Below are 16,204 nucleotides of genomic sequence, written 5' to 3' on the forward strand. Positions count from 1 at the left end.
CCAATTCACTGCACTTATTAGAACAGTTGATAAGCGCAAGATCGACTCTGTCATACGGCACCAGACCGAGGCAATGTGATGTGGATCACTTTCGGACACACATCTGGCCATCCACGTAGGGTGCTTGTAAGCACGAGGACGGCCGCGCGGGCCTCTAAACCCCCGAACGATCTGCGTTTCTTTCGCCGCGGCACGCTCCGGAAAGAGTTGACAGCCAAGCACCTGAGACGTAGGACTAGCAGGGTTCAGAAAGCGCATGCCCAGCCACACTCGGGTGACAGCAGGAGTTGCCCGCGCCTGCCTGACAGGGCCTGTTTCCGGACACTTTTCCGGACAGTGGCTGAAGAAGCTCGCCGCCGCAGCCGTCCCCGCTGGATGCCTTCTTCCACTATTTGCACGCTGGTAACAATCCGCGCCAGTTAACAGCCAGAGAACAGCCAGGGAACGAGGAGCGACTACTGATGACGCACGCCCTGGAGGGCAGCGCCGACGTCTTAGCCAGGCCCGAGACCCGCTTAGCGGCCGGGTTAGCCCGTTCCATGCGGGAAGCCGAACGGGCCGCGTCCAGCCTGCGGGACTTTCACGCATGGTTTGCCGCGTACCTCGAAACGGAAAGTTCAGAGATACGCCGCATCCCTTTCAATGAGCTGAAGGGTTGGCGTTTCGAGGAGCCGCACGGAAACCTCGTCCACGAGAGCGGAAAGTTCTTTTCGGTCCAGGGTCTACGGGTACGAAACGCCCCCGGGGCGGTGCCTGAATGGGACCAGCCGATCATCCATCAGCCCGAAGTCGGCGTACTGGGCATCCTCGTCAAGGAATTCGACGGTATACCACATTGCCTGATGCAGGCAAAGATGGAACCGGGCAACCACAACAAGGTACAGCTATCGCCCACGGTGCAGGCGACCCGGAGTAACTACACTCGCGTGCACGGCGGCCGACCGGTGCCCTATCTCGACTTCTTCCGGAACGCCTCCCGGCACCAGGTACTGGCCGATGTGCTCCAGTCGGAGCAGGGATCCTGGTTCTACCGGAAACGAAATCGAAACATCATCGTCGAAACGTGCGATGACGTGGAGTTGCTGGACGGCTTCCACTGGCTGTCCGTAGGGCAGCTGCACAGCCTGCTGTCGGAGCACGACCTGGTGAACATGGACTCACGCACGGTCATGGCTTGCTTCCCGTTCACCTCCCCTGCACTGTCCGGCCCGCGGGCCTTCGACGGTGCAACGGCCGCCCCCTGGCCGGTGGAGGGCCCTGGCATCGGCTCCGCACTGGCCAGATCGCTGGATCCCGGATACGGCTCACTGCACTCCCCCGGCTCCATCCGCAACTGGTTCACCGGGGCGCGGGCCGGCTCCACGGGCGAAGCGCACCTGGTCGATCTCGCCGGCGTCCGCGACTGGCAGCGCTCCGACGACCGCATCTCGCACGACCTCGGTGTGTTCTTCGACGTGATGGCCGTGGACGTACGGACCGGCAGCCGCGAGGTCTCCAGCTGGACCCAGCCGATGATCGAGGCGCGCGGTCAGGGCGTCGCGGCCTTCCTCGTACAGCGGATCGGCGGCGTACTGCACGTCCTGGCCCGGATCGCCTCCGAACCCGGGTTCATGGACGCGATCGAGCTGGCGCCCACCGTGCAGTGCACTCCGGAGAACTACGCCGTCCTTCCGGCCGAGGCCGCTCCCCCGTTCCTGGACGAGGTGCTGCAGGCCCCCGCCGACGCCGTCCGCTTCGACAGCGTGCTGTCCGAGGAGGGCGGCCGGTTCTTCCACACGCGCAGCCGCTATCTGATCGTCGAACTCCCGGCGGAGCGCGAGCTCGTGGAGCCGGACGACTTCCGTTGGCTGACCGTTCACCAGCTGTCGAACCTCGTGCAGCACAGCAACTACCTGAACATCCAAGCCAGAACCCTGCTCGCATGTCTGCACAGCCTGCTGGGTTCGGCCGGAGGAGAATGCACTTGAGTACTTCCCCCTCGTCCGGCCCCCTGCGGGTCGGCGTGCTCGGCGCGTCCTCGATCGCGGCGCGGCGCACCCTGCCCGCGCTGCTCGAGACACCGGACACCACCATCACCGCCATCGCCAGCCGGGAGCAGGCGAAGGCCGAGTCCTTCGCGTCCCGGTTCGACAGCGAGGCCGTGCACGGCTACGACCGGCTGCTCGAACGGGACGACATCGACGCCGTCTACGTGTCCGTTCCCAACGCCCTGCACTCCTCCTGGGTGAGATCCGCGCTCGAAGCGGGCAAGCACGTCCTGGCCGAGAAGCCGCTGACCACCTGCGCGGCGGACACCACCGCACTGACCGAGCTCGCGCGGGAGCGCGGCCTGGTGCTGCGCGAGAACCTCGCCTTCGTCCACCACGGCTTCCACCGGAGCGTGGCCGACATGGTCGCGAAGGGGCGGATCGGTCGACTGCGGCACGTCGAAGCGGCGTTCTGCTTCCCGCCGCTGCCCCCGCAGGACGTCCGCTACCGGGCCGAGCTCGGCGGCGGCGCCCTGCTGGACGCGGGCATCTACCCGGTGCGCCTCGCCCAGTACTTCCTCGGCGACGACCTCACCGTCGACGGGGCCGTGCTGCGCCACGACCCGGCGTCGGACGTCGATGTCGCAGGCAGCGCGGTGCTCGCGTCGGCCACCGGACAGATCGCCACGCTCAGCTTCGGCTTCCTCCACACCTACGGCTCCCGCTACGTCCTGTGGGGCAGCGACGCGCGGCTTTCCGTGGACCGTGCCTTCACCCCGCCACCGACGGCGGCGCCCCTGCTGCGCATCGAGGGGCAGAACCACGCCGAGGAGCTCGTCCTGCCCGCCGAGCACCAGTTCGCCCGCTCGGTGGCCGCGTTCGCCGACGCCGTACGACGGACCGTCGCCACAGGAGCCGACCGGGACCACGACAGCTGGGCCGCCACCACCATACGGACCGCCGAACTGCTCGACGCCATAGCGAAGTCGGCGCTGCGTGTCACCGCCACGGAGGACATCTGATGGAGATCGTCGGTAACGGCTTCATCGCCCGCAACCTGGCCGGCGTCAGCGAACGCCATCCGCACGCCACGGTGGTGGCCGCCGGTGTGTCCAGCACCAGCGTTCTCGCGGAGGCCGAATTCGCCCGCGAGGCCGCCCTGGTGGAAGAGGTCACCCGCAGGTGCCGCGCCGACGGCCGCCTCGTGGTGTACCTGTCCAGCGCGTCCCACGCCCTGTACGGCACCGGGGACACCGCGATGGCCGAGGACGTCGAGCTGCTGCCGACCTCGCCGTACGGGAGGCAGAAGCTCCGGCTGGAGCACATCGTCGCCGAATCCGGCGCGCCCTGGCTCATCCTGCGGGTGAGTCACGCGATGGGCCGTTGGCAGCGCCCGCACCAGCTGCTCCCCTCGTTCGTACAGCAGGTGCGCAGCGGCAGCGTGCGGCTGTACCAGGGAGCGCACCGCGACCTGATCGACGCGGCCGACCTGACCCGGGCCGTCGACGGACTGCTCGCACAGGAGGTGGAGAACGAGGTGGTCAACGTCGCCTCCGGCAGGCCGCTGCCCATCCAGGCGGTGATCCACGGCATCGAGAAGCGGCTGGGGCTCTCGGCACGGCACGAGATCGTCGAGGGGCCCCTGTCCCTCACCCGGGTGTCGGTCGAGAAGCTCTGCAAACTGCTGCCCGAGATGCGGTCGGTGACCGACGCCGACTACCTCGACCGCATGCTCGACCGCTACGTCCCCTGCTACTGAAACACCCCGGTACCACGGAAACACCGCGGCAACCGAGCGGCTCCCCCTCACACTCGTCCCCTTCGTACGGAGAACTCATGCAGGTCACACTCCTTGTCACAGGGTCACGGGGTGATGTCCAGCCCTTCATCGCGCTGGGCACCACCCTGATGTCCCGGGGGCACTCGGTCGTTCTCGCCACCCACGGAGACTTCGAGAAGCTGGTGCGCGAGTCCGGCCTGGACTTCGCCGAACTGCCGGGCAGCCCGAAGGACTTCCTCGCACATCCGGCGCTCACCGAGGCACTGCAGCAGGGCGCCTCGCTCTTCACGGCGGCCCGCAAGGTGCCGCGCGCGACGCAGGAGCACATCCGGCTGCTCGCCTCGCGCATCGAGGAGGCGTGCAAGGGCGCCGACCTGGTGGTCAACAGCGTGCTGAGCCGGATCCTGTTCGAGGACAACGGTAAGGCCCCCTGGGCATCCCTGACGTGGTGGCCGCTGAACCCGACGGGGCAGTGGCCGGCGATGATAGCCCCGCAGTCCAAGCTCGGACCGCTCTACAACCGGCTGACGCACCGGATGGCGGGGCTGCTGGACTGGGTCTCCATCCGGGGCTACCGCAAGGAAGCGGACATGCCCGCTCTGCCCTTCGGTGCGCCCTACCGCGAGCTGGGCCGCGACGTACCGCTGCTGTGCCCGGTCACCCGCGAGATGTTCACCGAGCCGTCCGACTGGCCCGCGCTGTCGCAGTTCACCGGATACTGGTTCTGGGACCGCAAATGGAGCCCGTCGGCGGAGCTGGTCGACTTCGTGGAGTCGGGGGACGCCCCGGTGTCACTGTCCTTCGGCAGCATCTGGCCGGTGCACCAGCCGGAGAAGACGCTGGAGAAGGTGCTCGGCGTGGTCCGCTCGCACGGCCGGCGGCTGGTGCTGGTGGGCGGTGGCCCGGAGAACGTCCCGGACGACGTGTTTCGTGTCGACGATGTGCACTACCCCTGGCTGTTCCCCCGCTCCTCGGTCGTCATCCACCACGGCGGCTGCAACACCACGGGCGAGGCGCTGCGCTCGGGTACTCCCCAGGTGGTCGTGCCGACCTTCGCCGACAGCCCGTTCTGGGCGGCTCAGGTCCACCGGATGGGTGTGTCGCCGCAGCCCATTCCGTTCTCGAAGTTCACCGCCGAGCGCCTCGACGAGGCACTCGGCAAGGCACTGACCGACCAGGGCATGGCACGACGGGCGGCCAGTGTCGGGGAGGCCGTACGCGCCGAGAAGGGCACCGAGACGGCCGTCGACATCCTGGAGGACTGGGTGGAGCGGTGGAACGGCCGCCGGAAGGCGTCCGACGTCGTATGACCGGGGCTCAGGCGCGCTCCGCAGACCCGACGACCAGGGAGTCAGCACAACCATGACCGAGACGACGGAACGCTCCAACAGTTCCATCCGACGCTTCCACTCCTCCGAAGCAGGCGTCCGCCTCGTGTGCTTCCCGCATGCGGGCGGCGCCGCCAGCTATTTCTTCCAGGTCTCACGGCAGTTGGCGTCGGTGGCCGACGTGCTGGCGGTCCAGTACCCGGGCCGGCAGGAGCGGCGCAAGGAGCCGTTCATCCCCGGCATCACGGAACTGGCCGACGTACTGGTGGCGGAACTGCGCCAGTGGACCGACCGGCCGCTGGCCCTGTTCGGCCACAGCATGGGTGCGCTGGTGGCCTACGAGGTCGCCCGCAGGTTGGAGCAGGAGGGCATCAAGCCCGTCGCCCTCTTCGCCTCCGGGCGCGGCGCGCCCTCGCTCTCGCGTGACGAGGGCGTGCACCTGCGCGACGACGAGGGGCTGCTCGACAAGATGCGGGAGCTGGGCGGCACCGCGGGCGCCCTGCTGGAGGACCCGGACGTGGTGGAGATGCTCATGCCCGCCATCCGCAACGACTACCGGGCGGTGGAGACCTACCGCCACACCCCGGGACCGCCGCTGGCCTGCCCGCTGGTGGTGTTCACCGGCGACGCGGATCCGCAGGTCACCGTGGCGGGGGCGCAGGCCTGGGATGCCTTCTCCACCGGCGACTTCGAGCTGAACACGTACTCCGGCGGGCACTTCTTCCTCGATGCGCACGCCGCTCACGTGTTGGGGAGGATCCGCTCCCGGCTGGACGGCTGAACGCCTGCCCGTCCGGCTCGTCGCCGCTACGGGAGGACGTCATGACGAAGCTCCTGGCCCACGGTGTCGCGGGCCAGGGGCTTCGCGCGTAGGGCGGCCGATCCGGGCCTGGAGGCACGACCGGTGCATCACGGCTGTCACGGCTGCTCCGCGGCCGCGCACCGGGCCCCCAGCCGTCCGACATGCGCCGGTCCGCGCCGCTCGGTACCGTCGAAGAGGTGCGTTCCACCCCACCAGCTGCGGCATCGCCCAGTGGGCGGCCGCGGATGTCGCAGAGGAACGATCGCATGGCGAAGCTCAGCATCAACGCGGCGGCTGCCGCGGCGGCCCTGGTCTGCCTGGCGGCATTCGGCACGACTTCGAGCAGCGCGGCGTCACCGCTCGCCCCCGTTGCCGGTCCCGGCCCGACCGCTCCGCCGCGGTTCGTGCCGGGCCCCTGCCCGAAGCCGCCCGAACCGATCGAGGCGCTGGGTTCCGCGAAGTGCGGCCTCCTGGAGGTCCCCGAGAATCGCGCCCGCGCCGGCAGCCGGACCATCGAGCTGCCCGTGGCGGTCATTGCCGCGGCGCAGCCGAAGCCCGGCCAGGACCCCGTCGTGTTCATGGCGGGCGGCCCGGGGGCCGACACCTTCGACGACATCCCCTTCCTGGTCGACTCGGGCCTGAACAAGGACCGCGACCTGATCATCATGGGCCAGCGCGGAAACCTGTACGCGCGGCCGAATCTCGCCTGCCCGGAAGTCGACCGGTACAACGCCACCGCCGTGGGCCTGCGTTATGACGCGCAGGCGTCGGCGAAGCCCCTGCTGGACGCGGTGAAGCAGTGCCATGACCGCCTGGTGGCCGACGGAGTCGACCTGAGCGCCTACAACACCACCGAGAACGCGGCGGACTTCGCCGACCTGCGCACGGCGCTGGGCATCGGGCAGTGGAACGTCTACGGGTACTCCTACGGCACCAACCTGGCCCTCACCTACCTGCGCGAGCACCCCGAGGGCATTCGCGCGGTGGCGCTCGACTCGCTCGCCCCGCCGAAGGAGACCGTCCTGCCGGTGACCTGGAGCAGCGCCCGGCAGGGGATCAAGGGCATCCTCGACGCGTGCGCGGCGGAGCCCCGCTGCAAGAGCCGCTACCCCGACGTCGACCGCACGCTGACCGAGCGGGTGCGCACGCTGGAGGCGAAGCCTCTGGTGCTGAACGCCAAGCCGCCCAAGGGCGGAGACACGGTCGAGGTCGACATCGACGGCGGCGCACTGCTGAACCTGCTGGTCGCCAACGCCATCAAGCCCGCCGACCTTCCGGCGGCGCTCGACGAGCTCGGCCACGGCCGTACGGAGCGCGTCGCGCGGGCCCGCGCGGCCGACTCGGTCCAGAACGTCGGCGCGGTCGCCCATGGGCTGATCGAGTCGGTGGCGTGCGGCGAGTGGGTGCCGGGGTCTTCACCGTCCGACCTGCTCGGGGCGGGGCGCGCGGCCTTCCCGGGCTGGCCCGACACGGTCCTGGCCCAGGCACCGCAACTGCCCTTCCAGTACGACGTGTGCCGCATCTGGAGCGTTCCGGACCGCACCGCCACCCAGCGGGTCGCCACCCGGAGCGCGGTACCGGCGCTCGTCATCCACGGCACCTTCGACACCAAGACCGGGGCGAGCCTGTCCAAGGACGCGGCCCGCACGCTGTCCCGCTCGACTTCCGTGGTGATCCCCGGAATCGGGCACTGGGTGGTCCCCCAATCGCCCTGCGCACAGCAGGTGCTGGCCTCGTTCTTCGCCCGTCCGACCGAGCCCGACACCGGTTGCGTGGCGGGTGTGACGCCGCAACCGTTCACGATCGTCCCGAAGTGACCGGATCATTTCGAAGCAACCGCATCATTTTGAAGTGACTAGGAGGGCAGATGGCTCTCGACCACGCGCCCCGTCGTCGCCGCAACGCCCGACGGCGCCACACCAGGTCGGCCGCGGTGGCCACCGGAGTCCTCATCACCGGCCTGCTCACGGTCCCCGCCCACGCTCAGCTCGGCACGGGCACGGACACGGGGTCCGGAGCGCCGATCGGAACGGTCGCCCGGGCAGTGGGCGACGCGAGCTTCGCGCCCGGACCCTGCCCGAAGACGCCGGAGCCGATCGCCGAGCTCGAAGGGGCCCGCTGCGGAACGCTCACCGTGCCCGAGAACCGCACCACACCGGACGGTCGAAAGATCAAGCTCGGTGTCGCGATCGTGGCGGCGGCCGCCGACAAGCCGAAGTCCGACCCGATCGTGTGGCTCGCCGGCGGACCGGGCGACGACGCGGTCGGCGAGGCGAAGATGGCGATCGACGGCGGGCTGAACCGCGACCGGGACGTGATCTTCATGTCCCAGCGCGGCACGTACTCGGCCGATCCGGCGCTCACCTGCGCCAACATCGACGAGTTCAACGCACGCGCGACCGGGCTCGTCTACGACGCGCCGTCCACCGGGCGCGAGCACGTCGCGGCCACGAAGACCTGCCGCGACAAACTGGCAGCGACCGGGGCCGACCTCGGCACCTACAACGACATCGAGAGCTCCGCCGACCTCGCGGACCTGCGCACCGCGCTGGACATCGGGCAGTGGAACGTGTTCGGCATCTCCTACGGCACCCAGCTGGCGCTCGTCCACATGCGCCTGCACCCGGAGGGGGTCCGGTCGGTCGGCATCGACGGCATCCTGCCGCCGTCCACGGCGGGGTCGGCCCTGACCTGGAGCGCCGCGAAGCAGGGCTTCGACGGCCTGTTCAAAGCCTGCGCGGAGCAGCCGGCCTGCAACAACCGCTATCCGAAGCTGCCGGCCACCTTCGAACGCCTCGTCCGCGACCTCGAAGCCAAGCCGGTCACGACCACCGTCGCGCTCCCCGACGGCAAGCGGGTGAAGGCCGTCCTGGACGGCGGAGCCCTGGTGAACTGGATGACCTCCGCCACCCACGTGGCGGAGCAGGTGCCCGCCGCCCTCGACGAGCTGGCCCACGGCAAGCCCCAGCGGATCGCCCAGCAGTGGGCGGTCGCCAAGTACAGCCCCCAGGCCATCGGTCGGACGTCCCACGGGCTCGTCTACGGGGTCTTCTGCAGCGAGTGGACGCCGTACGAGACCGAGGCCCAGGCACTGCGCGGAGGCCAGGAGGCCTTCCCGTCGTTCCCTGCCTCGGTACAGGCCCAGGCCCCGCAGCTGACCTTCCTGCGGGAGGACTGCGACGCCTGGAACGTCCCCGCGGCGCCGGCCTCGATCCGGGACGTCACGACGAGCGACATCCCCACCCTGGCCATCTCGGGCGGCTTCGACGCCCAGACCGGCGCCGCCAACGGACCGTACGTCGCACGGACGTTGAGCAGGGCCACCGTGGTCACGGTCCCCTACCAACCCCACGTGGTGTTCGCCACCTCGAAGTGCGCGCAGCAGATCACCCTCTCCTTCTTCGACTCCCCGACAGCGCCGAGCACCGGCTGCGTCGCCGCGCTCACACCGCCACCGTTCGAGATCGGACCCGCGCCGGCGGGCTGAACGGTCCCTCGGAGAAGGCGGTCCTGCTTCGGCCCGAAGGAGTCCGCTCCCCCTCCCACCTCGTCGGAGTCACCATGGCAGCGCCTTCGGACCCACCTCGCCCACACCGCCCCCGGACGTCGCTCCTGCCGGTCCTGCTTCCCCTCGCGGTCCTGATCGTGGTGGCGGTCTCCGTGGGATCGTGGCTGCAGTTCTCCGAGCGGCAGGCCGTCGACACGGTCCACACCGTCGGATCCACGGCCGCCGACCGGGTGGACGTGGAGGCCAACGTCCAATACGTCGACGCCGCGGCCAGAGAGCTGGTACTGCGGATCCGGGTCGCCCCTCGCGGGACCCTCGGCGAGGAGGAGGGGAACGCCCCCGTGGCCGATCTCAGCCTCGAAACCTCCACGGCCACCCTGGGCGACCTGGCGTTCAAGGCACACGAACGGCTCACGACCAGGGACGTGAAGGTCGCGCTCACCGGTGGATCGATCAGCGACTACCCGTTCGACACCTACGGGACCGACATCGGGTTCAGGGCGCTGATGGGTGGCGAGCAGGTGCCGGTGCAGCTGCTGTTCGCCAACAACGACACGCTCTTCTCGATCTCCGCCACCCCCTTGCCCTCCCAACAAGTCGCCGTCGCGGAGCTGGAGTTGAACCGGTCGGCCAGCCTCCTCCTCTTCGCATGCTTCATGATGGTCGTGATGTGGGCGCTGGCCGCGTCCGTGCTCATCGGGGCCTGGTACCTGATCACCCGCAACCAGGGCGTGGTCTGGCCCGCCCTCTCCTGGATGGCCGCCACCCTGTTCGCCCTCGCCGCGTTCCGCAACACCGCTCCCGGCACACCTCCGATCGGCTGCGTGCTGGACTGGTTCGCCTTCCTATGGGCCGAGACCGTCATCGCCCTCTGCCTGATCGCCGTGGTCGTCACCGGCGTCCGCACCGCCCTCCGCCCGGACGAGTTCGACCCCACCTGAAGGGTCTTCGTAGGCGGTCAGCGGGGGACTCCCCACGGCAATTCGCTCACTCGGTCGGCTCGTGGCCGGTGAGCAGGTCGAGCAGGCCCGCGGGGGTGTCGTCGCCGAAGATGAGCTGGTGGTTCTTGTGGGATTCGGCGGCGAAGTGGGCACTGCGGACGAAGAGAGCCTGCTCGTACTCCGCAAGGGCGGCTTCGATGTCGCCGGGATGTGCGGCGATGGCTTCGCCGAGTTCGGCGCCGTCGAGCATGGCGAGGTTGGCGCCCTCTCCGGCGAACGGTGACATGAGGTGGGCGGCGTCGCCCAGCAGGGTCACACCGCGAACGCGGTCCCAACGGTGCTCGATCGGCAGGGCGTTGATCGGGCGCGGGGTGAGGGCGGTCTCCCCGTCGGTGATGAGTGCGGTGAGTTCCGGCGCCCATCCGGCGAATTCCGCCGCGACCCGGGCCGCCGCCGTTTCGGGACTGGCGAGGACGGCGGCGATCCATTCCTGCGGCTTGGCGAGCGCGACGTAGGTGTGCAGGACGGCGCCGGCCTCCCGGTGGCCGAGGATCCCCTTGCCGGCGGTGACGGCGAACAGGGAACCGTCGCCGGCGGCCTTGGCCGCCGCGGGGTGGCGCCGGTCGGCGTCGTACAGGTACGTCTCGATGAACGACGTGCCGATGTACTCGGGCTGCGCGTCGGAGAGCAGCGGTCGGATCCTCGACCAGGCGCCGTCCGCGCCGACGAGGAGGCCGGTCGTCACGGTCGACCCGTCGGCGAACGTCAACTCGTGCCTCCCCTCCCCGAGGGGGCGGACACCGCTCACCTTGCTTCCCCACTGGATCGTCTCGCCGGGCAGCGAGTCGATCAGGATCCGGCGCAGGTCTCCGCGGAGCACCTCGGGGCGAGCGCCGGTGCCGTCGTCGGGCTGGTCCAGCAGGACCGCGCCGTGCCGGTCGAGCACGCGCACGGCCTCGCCGCCCTCGTGGATGATCGCGCGGAACTCGTCGGTGAGGCCGGCCGCTTCGAGGGCGAGCTGCCCGTTGTACTCGTGGAGGTCGAGCTGGCCGCCCTGCGTGCGAACGTCCGCCGACATCTCGGCTTCGTAGACGGTCGCGGGGATGCCGTGCAGGTGCAGGACCCGGGCGAGGGTCAGGCCGCCGAGGCCGGCGCCGATGATCGTGACGGGACTGGTCATGATGGTTTCCCTTTCGGCCGAACACCGCTCTACTGCGATACAGTGTTCGCAGTACTGGCGCCACGATAGCACCACTGCGAACACTGAACGCAGTAGTGGGAGGGAAACCCGATGGACGACGCCCACACGGTGATCTGGAACCGGCCCGAGCGGGCCGCGAAAGGCCCCGCGCCCTCGCGCACCCGGGCGGAGATCACCAGCGCCGCCATCGCGATCGCCGATGCCGAAGGCATCGACGCACTGTCCATGCGGCGCGTGGCCAAGGAACTGGGAGCGGGCACCGCCTCGCTCTACCGCTACCTGACGTCCAAGGACGACCTGCTCGACCTCATGCTCGACGCCGTAGCGGCCGAGGACGGCGGCCCGCCCGCCCCCACCGGCGACTGGCGCGGTGACCTGCGGACGCTGGCCCATCGCTCCCGGGCCACCATCCACCGGCATCCCTGGATGACCTCCCTCGCGGCGGGACGCCCCTCACTCGGACCGAACTCCCTCGACGCCACCGAACACGCACTCGCCGCGCTCGACCCCCTCGGCTTCGACATCGACGTCATGCTCACCGTGGTCAACACGCTGCACGCCTTCGTCCGCGGCTACGCCATCGGCGAGCTCGCCCAGCAGGAGGCCGTCCGACGCTCCGGAGTCGGCAACCAGGAATGGATGGACGCCCACGCGCCCTACCTCGACGAGATCGTCGAAGCCGGGCGCCACCCGCTGCTCGCCCGGGTCATCCGCGATGCCGAACTTCCCCACGCGGCCGACAGCGCCGAGCGCGGTTTCCAACTGGGGCTCGAACGGCTCCTCGACGGCTGGGAGGCCAACCTCCCGGCCCGGCCCCGCCGATCCGGCAGCGCGGACTGAGGTCGGGCCGGCCCACGAGCCGGCCGCTCGGAGACCCCGCCACCGGCTCGGCCCGGCCCGGCCGCAACCCCGCTACCCCTCGCTGCGCGGCGACAGCTGGCGCGTGATCCGGTCGAACAGCTCCGTCAGGGGTGCGCCGAGGTCCCGGCCGAACGCGGTCAGCCCGTAGGTGACTTGGGGCGGTGTCGTCGGCTCGACCTCCCGCCAGACCAGGCCGTCCTGGACCAGCGCGCGAAGCGTCTGGGCGAGCATCTTCTCGCTGATGCCCTGGATGCTCTCGCGCAGCTCGTAGAACCGGAGGTCGCTGCTCCGCAAGGAGATCAGCACCCAGATGCCCCACCTGCTGGTCACATGGTCGACCACATCGCGCGCGGGGCAGTCGGTGTGAAACACGTCATACCGCCGCACCGCCTCGCCCTGCCTGTCCTGCGCGCTTCCCGCCATGCCATGAGCTTACCCAGAGGTATGTCCTTACCAAAAGTAAGCCCCTCTCCTAGCGTGACGGCCAGAAGCAGGCCCTCCGACGAAGGAACTGATCATGATCGTGGTGACCGGAGCTACCGGAAACATCGGCCGACCGTTGACGCGGGCGCTGGCGGAGGCGGGCCGGCAAGTGACGGCGGTGTCACGGCACACGGCGGCGGTACCGCCGGGCGTCCGCCACCTGGTGGCCGATCTGGCCGAGCCGACGGGCCTCGCGCCCGCGCTCGCCGGAGCGAAGGCGCTCTTCCTCCTGCTGTCCGGCGACCTGCACGCCACCGCGGCCAACGCTGCCGACATCATCGGCGAAGCCGCGGCCCACGGGGTCCGCCGGGTGGTCCTGCTCTCCACGCTGGGCGTGGTGACCAGGCCCTCCGGCCCGACGCGGATCGCGATGCGCTCGTTGGAGGACACGCTGCGGGAATCCGGCCTGGAGTGGGTCATCCTGCGGCCGGGCGGCTTCGCCTCCAACGCCCTGTGGTGGGCCGAATCGGTCCGTGCGCATCAGGTCGTCGCCGCACCCTTCGGGGACGTCGGGGTGCCGATCATCGACCCGACGGACATCGCAGCCGTCGCGGCGGCCTGCCTGTTGGACGACCGGCACATCGGCGGCATCTACGAGCTGACCGGTCCGCAGGTGATCACTCCGCGCCAGCAGGCGCGGGCCATCGCCTCCGCACTGGGCTCGCCCGTGAGGTTCCACGAGCTCACCCGCGACGAGGCCAAGGCCGCCATGACCCGGAGCATGCCGGCGGAACTCGCCGACGACACCCTGGACATCCTCGGTTCCCCGAGCCCGGAGGAACAGCGCGTCAGCCCGGACGTCCAGCGCGTCCTCGACCGCGCCCCGCGCCCCTTCGCCGACTGGGCCGCCCGCAATGTCACCGCCTTCCGCTGAACCACCGGTAGGCAAGCAGCACTTCGCGGCTCGACCTGGACATCGTCGAGGAGTGGGAGGCCATCGGGTCAGGGCTTCACCCGGCCGCCGCGCGCCGGCCCGCGCAGCGTAGCCTCCAGGCAGATGTCTCCGCAGGGCCCTCGTCCCGCACCTGCTCGGCATCGCCCACGACCGGAAGAGGATCTGATGAGCCGGGCCCTGCAACAGGCCGACGCCCTCTTCGAGCTGGGGCGCCACGAGCAGGCCGCCGCACTCGCCGCGGAGCACCTCGCCGGCGCCCCCGACGACGCCACCGCCCTCGTGCTGCTCGCCCGCTGCCGGCATCGCCTCGGCGATGAACAGCAGGCGCTCACCACCGTCGAGCACGCCCTGCGCGTCGCACCCGAGTCGGTGAGCGCCTGGCTGCTGCGCACCCACGTCCTGCTCGCCCTGACGGAGTACGAGCGGGCCGAGGGATCCGCCCGGCGCGCCGTCGAACTCGCCCCGCAACTCTGGGCGAGCCACTACACCCTCGGCATCGCCTTGGACCGCGGCGTCCGCAGGAAGCACAAGCGGGCCGCGCACGAGTCGGCCCGCACGGCCGTCGCCCTCGCCCCCGAGGAGAGCGACGCGCACGTCCTCGTCGGCGTGACCGCCCACCACACCCGCGATTACCGCGTCGCCCAGCAGGCCTACGAGACGGCGCTGCGCCTGGACCCGGACAACAGCACGGCCCACAACAACCTCTCGCTGCTCCTGCTGCGTCGCCGATGGCTCCGTCCCGGCTCGTGGACCCGGGCCGCCGAGGGCTTCGTCCAGTCCGCCGCCCTCGACCGGGACGACCGCCACGGCCGCTACAACCTGGAGAGGATGGCCTGGGGAACGCTCATGGGCTCCCGCTGGGTGGCCTTCGTCGGATCGATAGCGGTGGCGCTGGGCTCCGCCCACCTGCGTGCGGGCGCCGACGGCGCCGACGCCCTCGTCACCCACCTGACGTGCGCGGCCGTGCTCGTCGGCGGCTGGGGAGGCTGGCTGGCGTGGCAGGCCCGGCGCGTCCCGCCCCACCTGCGCCGCACCCTCCTGCTGGTGGCGCGCGGCTGCCGGCCGGTCATCGGGATGACGGTCCCCCTCGTGCTGCTCGTCGTCCACACGGCCGTGGGGCTGGTGCTGTGGCGCAGCGCCCTCTTCAGCGCGTTCGCGATTCCGCTGTTCTTCTTCGTGATCGTCACGTCCGTGGCCGGCAGTACCACCCTCCAGCAGCGGGCGCCCAAGCAGTAGGGCTCCGCTCGTGGGCTCTTTCGGCGACGGCGGTCGACGCACGGCTCATCGCCTCCGCCGACTCGCTCCGGGATCGGCATTCTCGGTAGCGTGACCCTTCGCCGCACGGGGGTTCCCCTATGTCCGGCCGGTCCGTGCGGGGCCGCCGACGGAGAGTGATGAGGCTGCGATGAGTGAACTGACGAAGCCCGAGGTCGACGTTCCGGAGGGTGCGGCCCCTACGGAGCTGACCATCCGGGACCTGGTCGTCGGCGACGGGGCCGAGGTGAAGCCGGGCATGGTGGTCAGGGTCCACTACGTCGGGGTGACCTTCGAGTCCGGGAAGGAGTTCGACTCCTCCTGGGACCGGGGCGAGCCGTACAAGTTCGCCCTGGGCGGCGGCAAGGTCATCAAGGGCTGGGACCGTGGGGTGAAGGGCATGAAGGTCGGCGGTCGGCGCGAGATCATCGTTCCCCCGCGCCTCGGCTACGGCAAGCAGTCGCCCTCACCGTTGATCCCGCCGGGCTCGACCCTGGTCTTCGTGGTGGACCTGCTCAACTCGTATTCCAGCACGGGCGGGTGGAGCAAGGCCGAGTGACCCTGGCGTCGCCTCCCCTTCGCCTCCCCTTCGTCGCGCCGCGGTGGGCGGCCGGGCGTCGTGGCGCAGGTGGACGGTGGGGACCCGGGGGCGGCCGGCCCCGCCCTCGGTCCACCCCCGTGGAACGAGATCAGGCGTCGTCGGCCGCGGTGTCGCCGGCGGTCTGGACGGCCTTTCGCCTGCGGTACAGCACCGCCCCGCACACCACGAGGAGGAGGACGGCCACGCCGGACACCCCGAGGGCCGTCCGCTCCGCGAAGAGCCTTCCCAGTACTTCGAGTACGCCGACCCCCGCGGTCGCGTAGATCAGTGACCAGGCCGCTCCGCCCACGAAGAGGGCGGGGAGGTAGCGCGGCAGCGGCATGCGCATGCTGCCCGCGATGAAGTTGGCGGCGGTCTGGAATCCGACGGTCAGAAAGGAGACGGCCACCACCGGCGCGCCCCACCGCTGGATCGCCCGCTCGGCGCGCTGGAACTTCGCCGAGGACGTCCGCCCGGCGAACCTGCTCCGTCGGGCGCCGGCTGCGGCGAGCCATCCGATGGCGAACGTCCCTCCGGCGCGCAGCAGGACGATGACATAGAGGGCTCCGGCGGTGAGCGCGATCTTATCCACGACGCCTCTTCG

15 protein-coding genes are annotated in these 16,204 nt (G+C 70.4%); 12 read left to right on the forward strand and 3 right to left on the reverse strand.

The annotated features are described in order from the left end of the window. Positions 1 to 461: 461 nt before the first annotated feature. From ACIBEA_RS07150 to ACIBEA_RS07185, 8 genes are all read left to right on the forward strand, one after another. The gene (locus tag ACIBEA_RS07150; RefSeq protein WP_399258798.1) at positions 462 to 1,967 is read left to right on the forward strand and encodes an NDP-hexose 2,3-dehydratase family protein; all 1,506 of its coding nucleotides are present in this window, start codon (positions 462 to 464) and stop codon (positions 1,965 to 1,967) included. Next, positions 1,964 to 2,989, forward strand: a complete 1,026-nt coding sequence (locus tag ACIBEA_RS07155) for a Gfo/Idh/MocA family protein (RefSeq protein WP_399258799.1) — start codon at positions 1,964 to 1,966, stop codon at positions 2,987 to 2,989. Before ACIBEA_RS07150 ends, ACIBEA_RS07155 begins: the two co-directional genes overlap by 4 nt. Next, positions 2,989 to 3,726, forward strand: coding sequence for an NAD-dependent epimerase/dehydratase family protein (locus ACIBEA_RS07160; protein ID WP_399258800.1), 738 nt, complete (start codon positions 2,989 to 2,991; stop codon positions 3,724 to 3,726). Before ACIBEA_RS07155 ends, ACIBEA_RS07160 begins: the two co-directional genes overlap by 1 nt. Before the next feature lie 77 nt (positions 3,727 to 3,803). After that, complete coding sequence (locus tag ACIBEA_RS07165) at positions 3,804 to 5,057, forward strand: glycosyltransferase (protein ID WP_399258801.1); 1,254 nt, start codon at positions 3,804 to 3,806, stop codon at positions 5,055 to 5,057. Between the two features lie 52 nt (positions 5,058 to 5,109). Beyond that, positions 5,110 to 5,856, forward strand: a complete 747-nt coding sequence (locus ACIBEA_RS07170) for a thioesterase II family protein (protein WP_399258802.1) — start codon at positions 5,110 to 5,112, stop codon at positions 5,854 to 5,856. Positions 5,857 to 6,143: 287 nt separating this feature from the next. Then, on the forward strand, positions 6,144 to 7,694 hold the full coding sequence (locus ACIBEA_RS07175) for an alpha/beta fold hydrolase (RefSeq protein ID WP_399258803.1): 1,551 nt from the start codon (positions 6,144 to 6,146) through the stop codon (positions 7,692 to 7,694). A gap of 50 nt (positions 7,695 to 7,744) precedes the next feature. Next, on the forward strand, positions 7,745 to 9,364 hold the full coding sequence (locus ACIBEA_RS07180; RefSeq protein ID WP_399258804.1) for an alpha/beta fold hydrolase: 1,620 nt from the start codon (positions 7,745 to 7,747) through the stop codon (positions 9,362 to 9,364). Positions 9,365 to 9,438: 74 nt separating this feature from the next. After that, positions 9,439 to 10,326, forward strand: coding sequence for a DUF4436 family protein (locus ACIBEA_RS07185; RefSeq protein WP_399258805.1), 888 nt, complete (start codon positions 9,439 to 9,441; stop codon positions 10,324 to 10,326). A 46-nt stretch (positions 10,327 to 10,372) separates the two neighbouring features. Here ACIBEA_RS07185 and ACIBEA_RS07190 read toward each other — a convergent pair whose 3' ends face one another. Then, on the reverse strand, positions 10,373 to 11,506 hold the full coding sequence (locus ACIBEA_RS07190) for an FAD-dependent oxidoreductase (protein ID WP_399258806.1): 1,134 nt from the start codon (positions 11,504 to 11,506) through the stop codon (positions 10,373 to 10,375). Between the two features lie 111 nt (positions 11,507 to 11,617). Between ACIBEA_RS07190 and ACIBEA_RS07195 the strand changes: the two genes are divergently transcribed. Further along, positions 11,618 to 12,367, forward strand: a complete 750-nt coding sequence (locus ACIBEA_RS07195; protein WP_399258807.1) for a TetR/AcrR family transcriptional regulator — start codon at positions 11,618 to 11,620, stop codon at positions 12,365 to 12,367. 72 nt (positions 12,368 to 12,439) lie between these two features. On the opposite strand, the gene ACIBEA_RS07200 is transcribed toward ACIBEA_RS07195, so the two are convergent. Then, positions 12,440 to 12,811, reverse strand: coding sequence for a winged helix-turn-helix transcriptional regulator (locus ACIBEA_RS07200; RefSeq protein WP_399258808.1), 372 nt, complete (start codon positions 12,809 to 12,811; stop codon positions 12,440 to 12,442). 94 nt (positions 12,812 to 12,905) lie between these two features. Here ACIBEA_RS07200 and ACIBEA_RS07205 point away from each other — a divergent pair, with 94 nt between their 5' ends. The 3 genes from ACIBEA_RS07205 to ACIBEA_RS07215 all read left to right on the forward strand — a co-directional run bounded on the left by ACIBEA_RS07205 (position 12,906) and on the right by ACIBEA_RS07215 (position 15,579). Continuing rightward, positions 12,906 to 13,745, forward strand: a complete 840-nt coding sequence (locus ACIBEA_RS07205; protein ID WP_399258809.1) for an SDR family oxidoreductase — start codon at positions 12,906 to 12,908, stop codon at positions 13,743 to 13,745. Positions 13,746 to 13,931: 186 nt separating this feature from the next. Next, a complete protein-coding gene (locus tag ACIBEA_RS07210) occupies positions 13,932 to 15,002 on the forward strand; it encodes a tetratricopeptide repeat protein (RefSeq protein ID WP_399258810.1) in 1,071 nt (356 codons plus the stop codon). 169 nt (positions 15,003 to 15,171) lie between these two features. Continuing rightward, the gene (locus tag ACIBEA_RS07215) at positions 15,172 to 15,579 is read left to right on the forward strand and encodes an FKBP-type peptidyl-prolyl cis-trans isomerase (protein ID WP_399258811.1); all 408 of its coding nucleotides are present in this window, start codon (positions 15,172 to 15,174) and stop codon (positions 15,577 to 15,579) included. 130 nt (positions 15,580 to 15,709) lie between these two features. Here ACIBEA_RS07215 and ACIBEA_RS07220 read toward each other — a convergent pair whose 3' ends face one another. Next, positions 15,710 to 16,192, reverse strand: coding sequence for a DedA family protein (locus ACIBEA_RS07220; RefSeq protein ID WP_399258812.1), 483 nt, complete (start codon positions 16,190 to 16,192; stop codon positions 15,710 to 15,712). Between the last annotated feature and the right edge of the window lie 12 nt (positions 16,193 to 16,204).

The sequence above is a fragment of the Streptomyces sp. NPDC051555 genome, assembly GCF_044454405.1.
Classification (GTDB): Bacteria; Actinomycetota; Actinomycetes; order Streptomycetales; family Streptomycetaceae; genus Streptomyces.

Coding starts and splice junctions, on each gene's coding strand:
- ACIBEA_RS07150 (WP_399258798.1), top strand. CDS start 462: ATGACGCACGCCCTGGAGGGCAGCGCCGACGTCTTAGCCAGGCCCGAG.
- ACIBEA_RS07160 (WP_399258800.1), top strand. CDS start 2,989: ATGGAGATCGTCGGTAACGGCTTCATCGCCCGCAACCTGGCCGGCGTC.
- ACIBEA_RS07165 (WP_399258801.1), top strand. CDS start 3,804: ATGCAGGTCACACTCCTTGTCACAGGGTCACGGGGTGATGTCCAGCCC.
- ACIBEA_RS07170 (WP_399258802.1), top strand. CDS start 5,110: ATGACCGAGACGACGGAACGCTCCAACAGTTCCATCCGACGCTTCCAC.
- ACIBEA_RS07175 (WP_399258803.1), top strand. CDS start 6,144: ATGGCGAAGCTCAGCATCAACGCGGCGGCTGCCGCGGCGGCCCTGGTC.
- ACIBEA_RS07180 (WP_399258804.1), top strand. CDS start 7,745: ATGGCTCTCGACCACGCGCCCCGTCGTCGCCGCAACGCCCGACGGCGC.
- ACIBEA_RS07185 (WP_399258805.1), top strand. CDS start 9,439: ATGGCAGCGCCTTCGGACCCACCTCGCCCACACCGCCCCCGGACGTCG.
- ACIBEA_RS07190 (WP_399258806.1), bottom strand. CDS start 11,506: ATGACCAGTCCCGTCACGATCATCGGCGCCGGCCTCGGCGGCCTGACC.
- ACIBEA_RS07195 (WP_399258807.1), top strand. CDS start 11,618: ATGGACGACGCCCACACGGTGATCTGGAACCGGCCCGAGCGGGCCGCG.
- ACIBEA_RS07200 (WP_399258808.1), bottom strand. CDS start 12,811: ATGGCGGGAAGCGCGCAGGACAGGCAGGGCGAGGCGGTGCGGCGGTAT.
- ACIBEA_RS07205 (WP_399258809.1), top strand. CDS start 12,906: ATGATCGTGGTGACCGGAGCTACCGGAAACATCGGCCGACCGTTGACG.
- ACIBEA_RS07210 (WP_399258810.1), top strand. CDS start 13,932: ATGAGCCGGGCCCTGCAACAGGCCGACGCCCTCTTCGAGCTGGGGCGC.
- ACIBEA_RS07215 (WP_399258811.1), top strand. CDS start 15,172: ATGAGTGAACTGACGAAGCCCGAGGTCGACGTTCCGGAGGGTGCGGCC.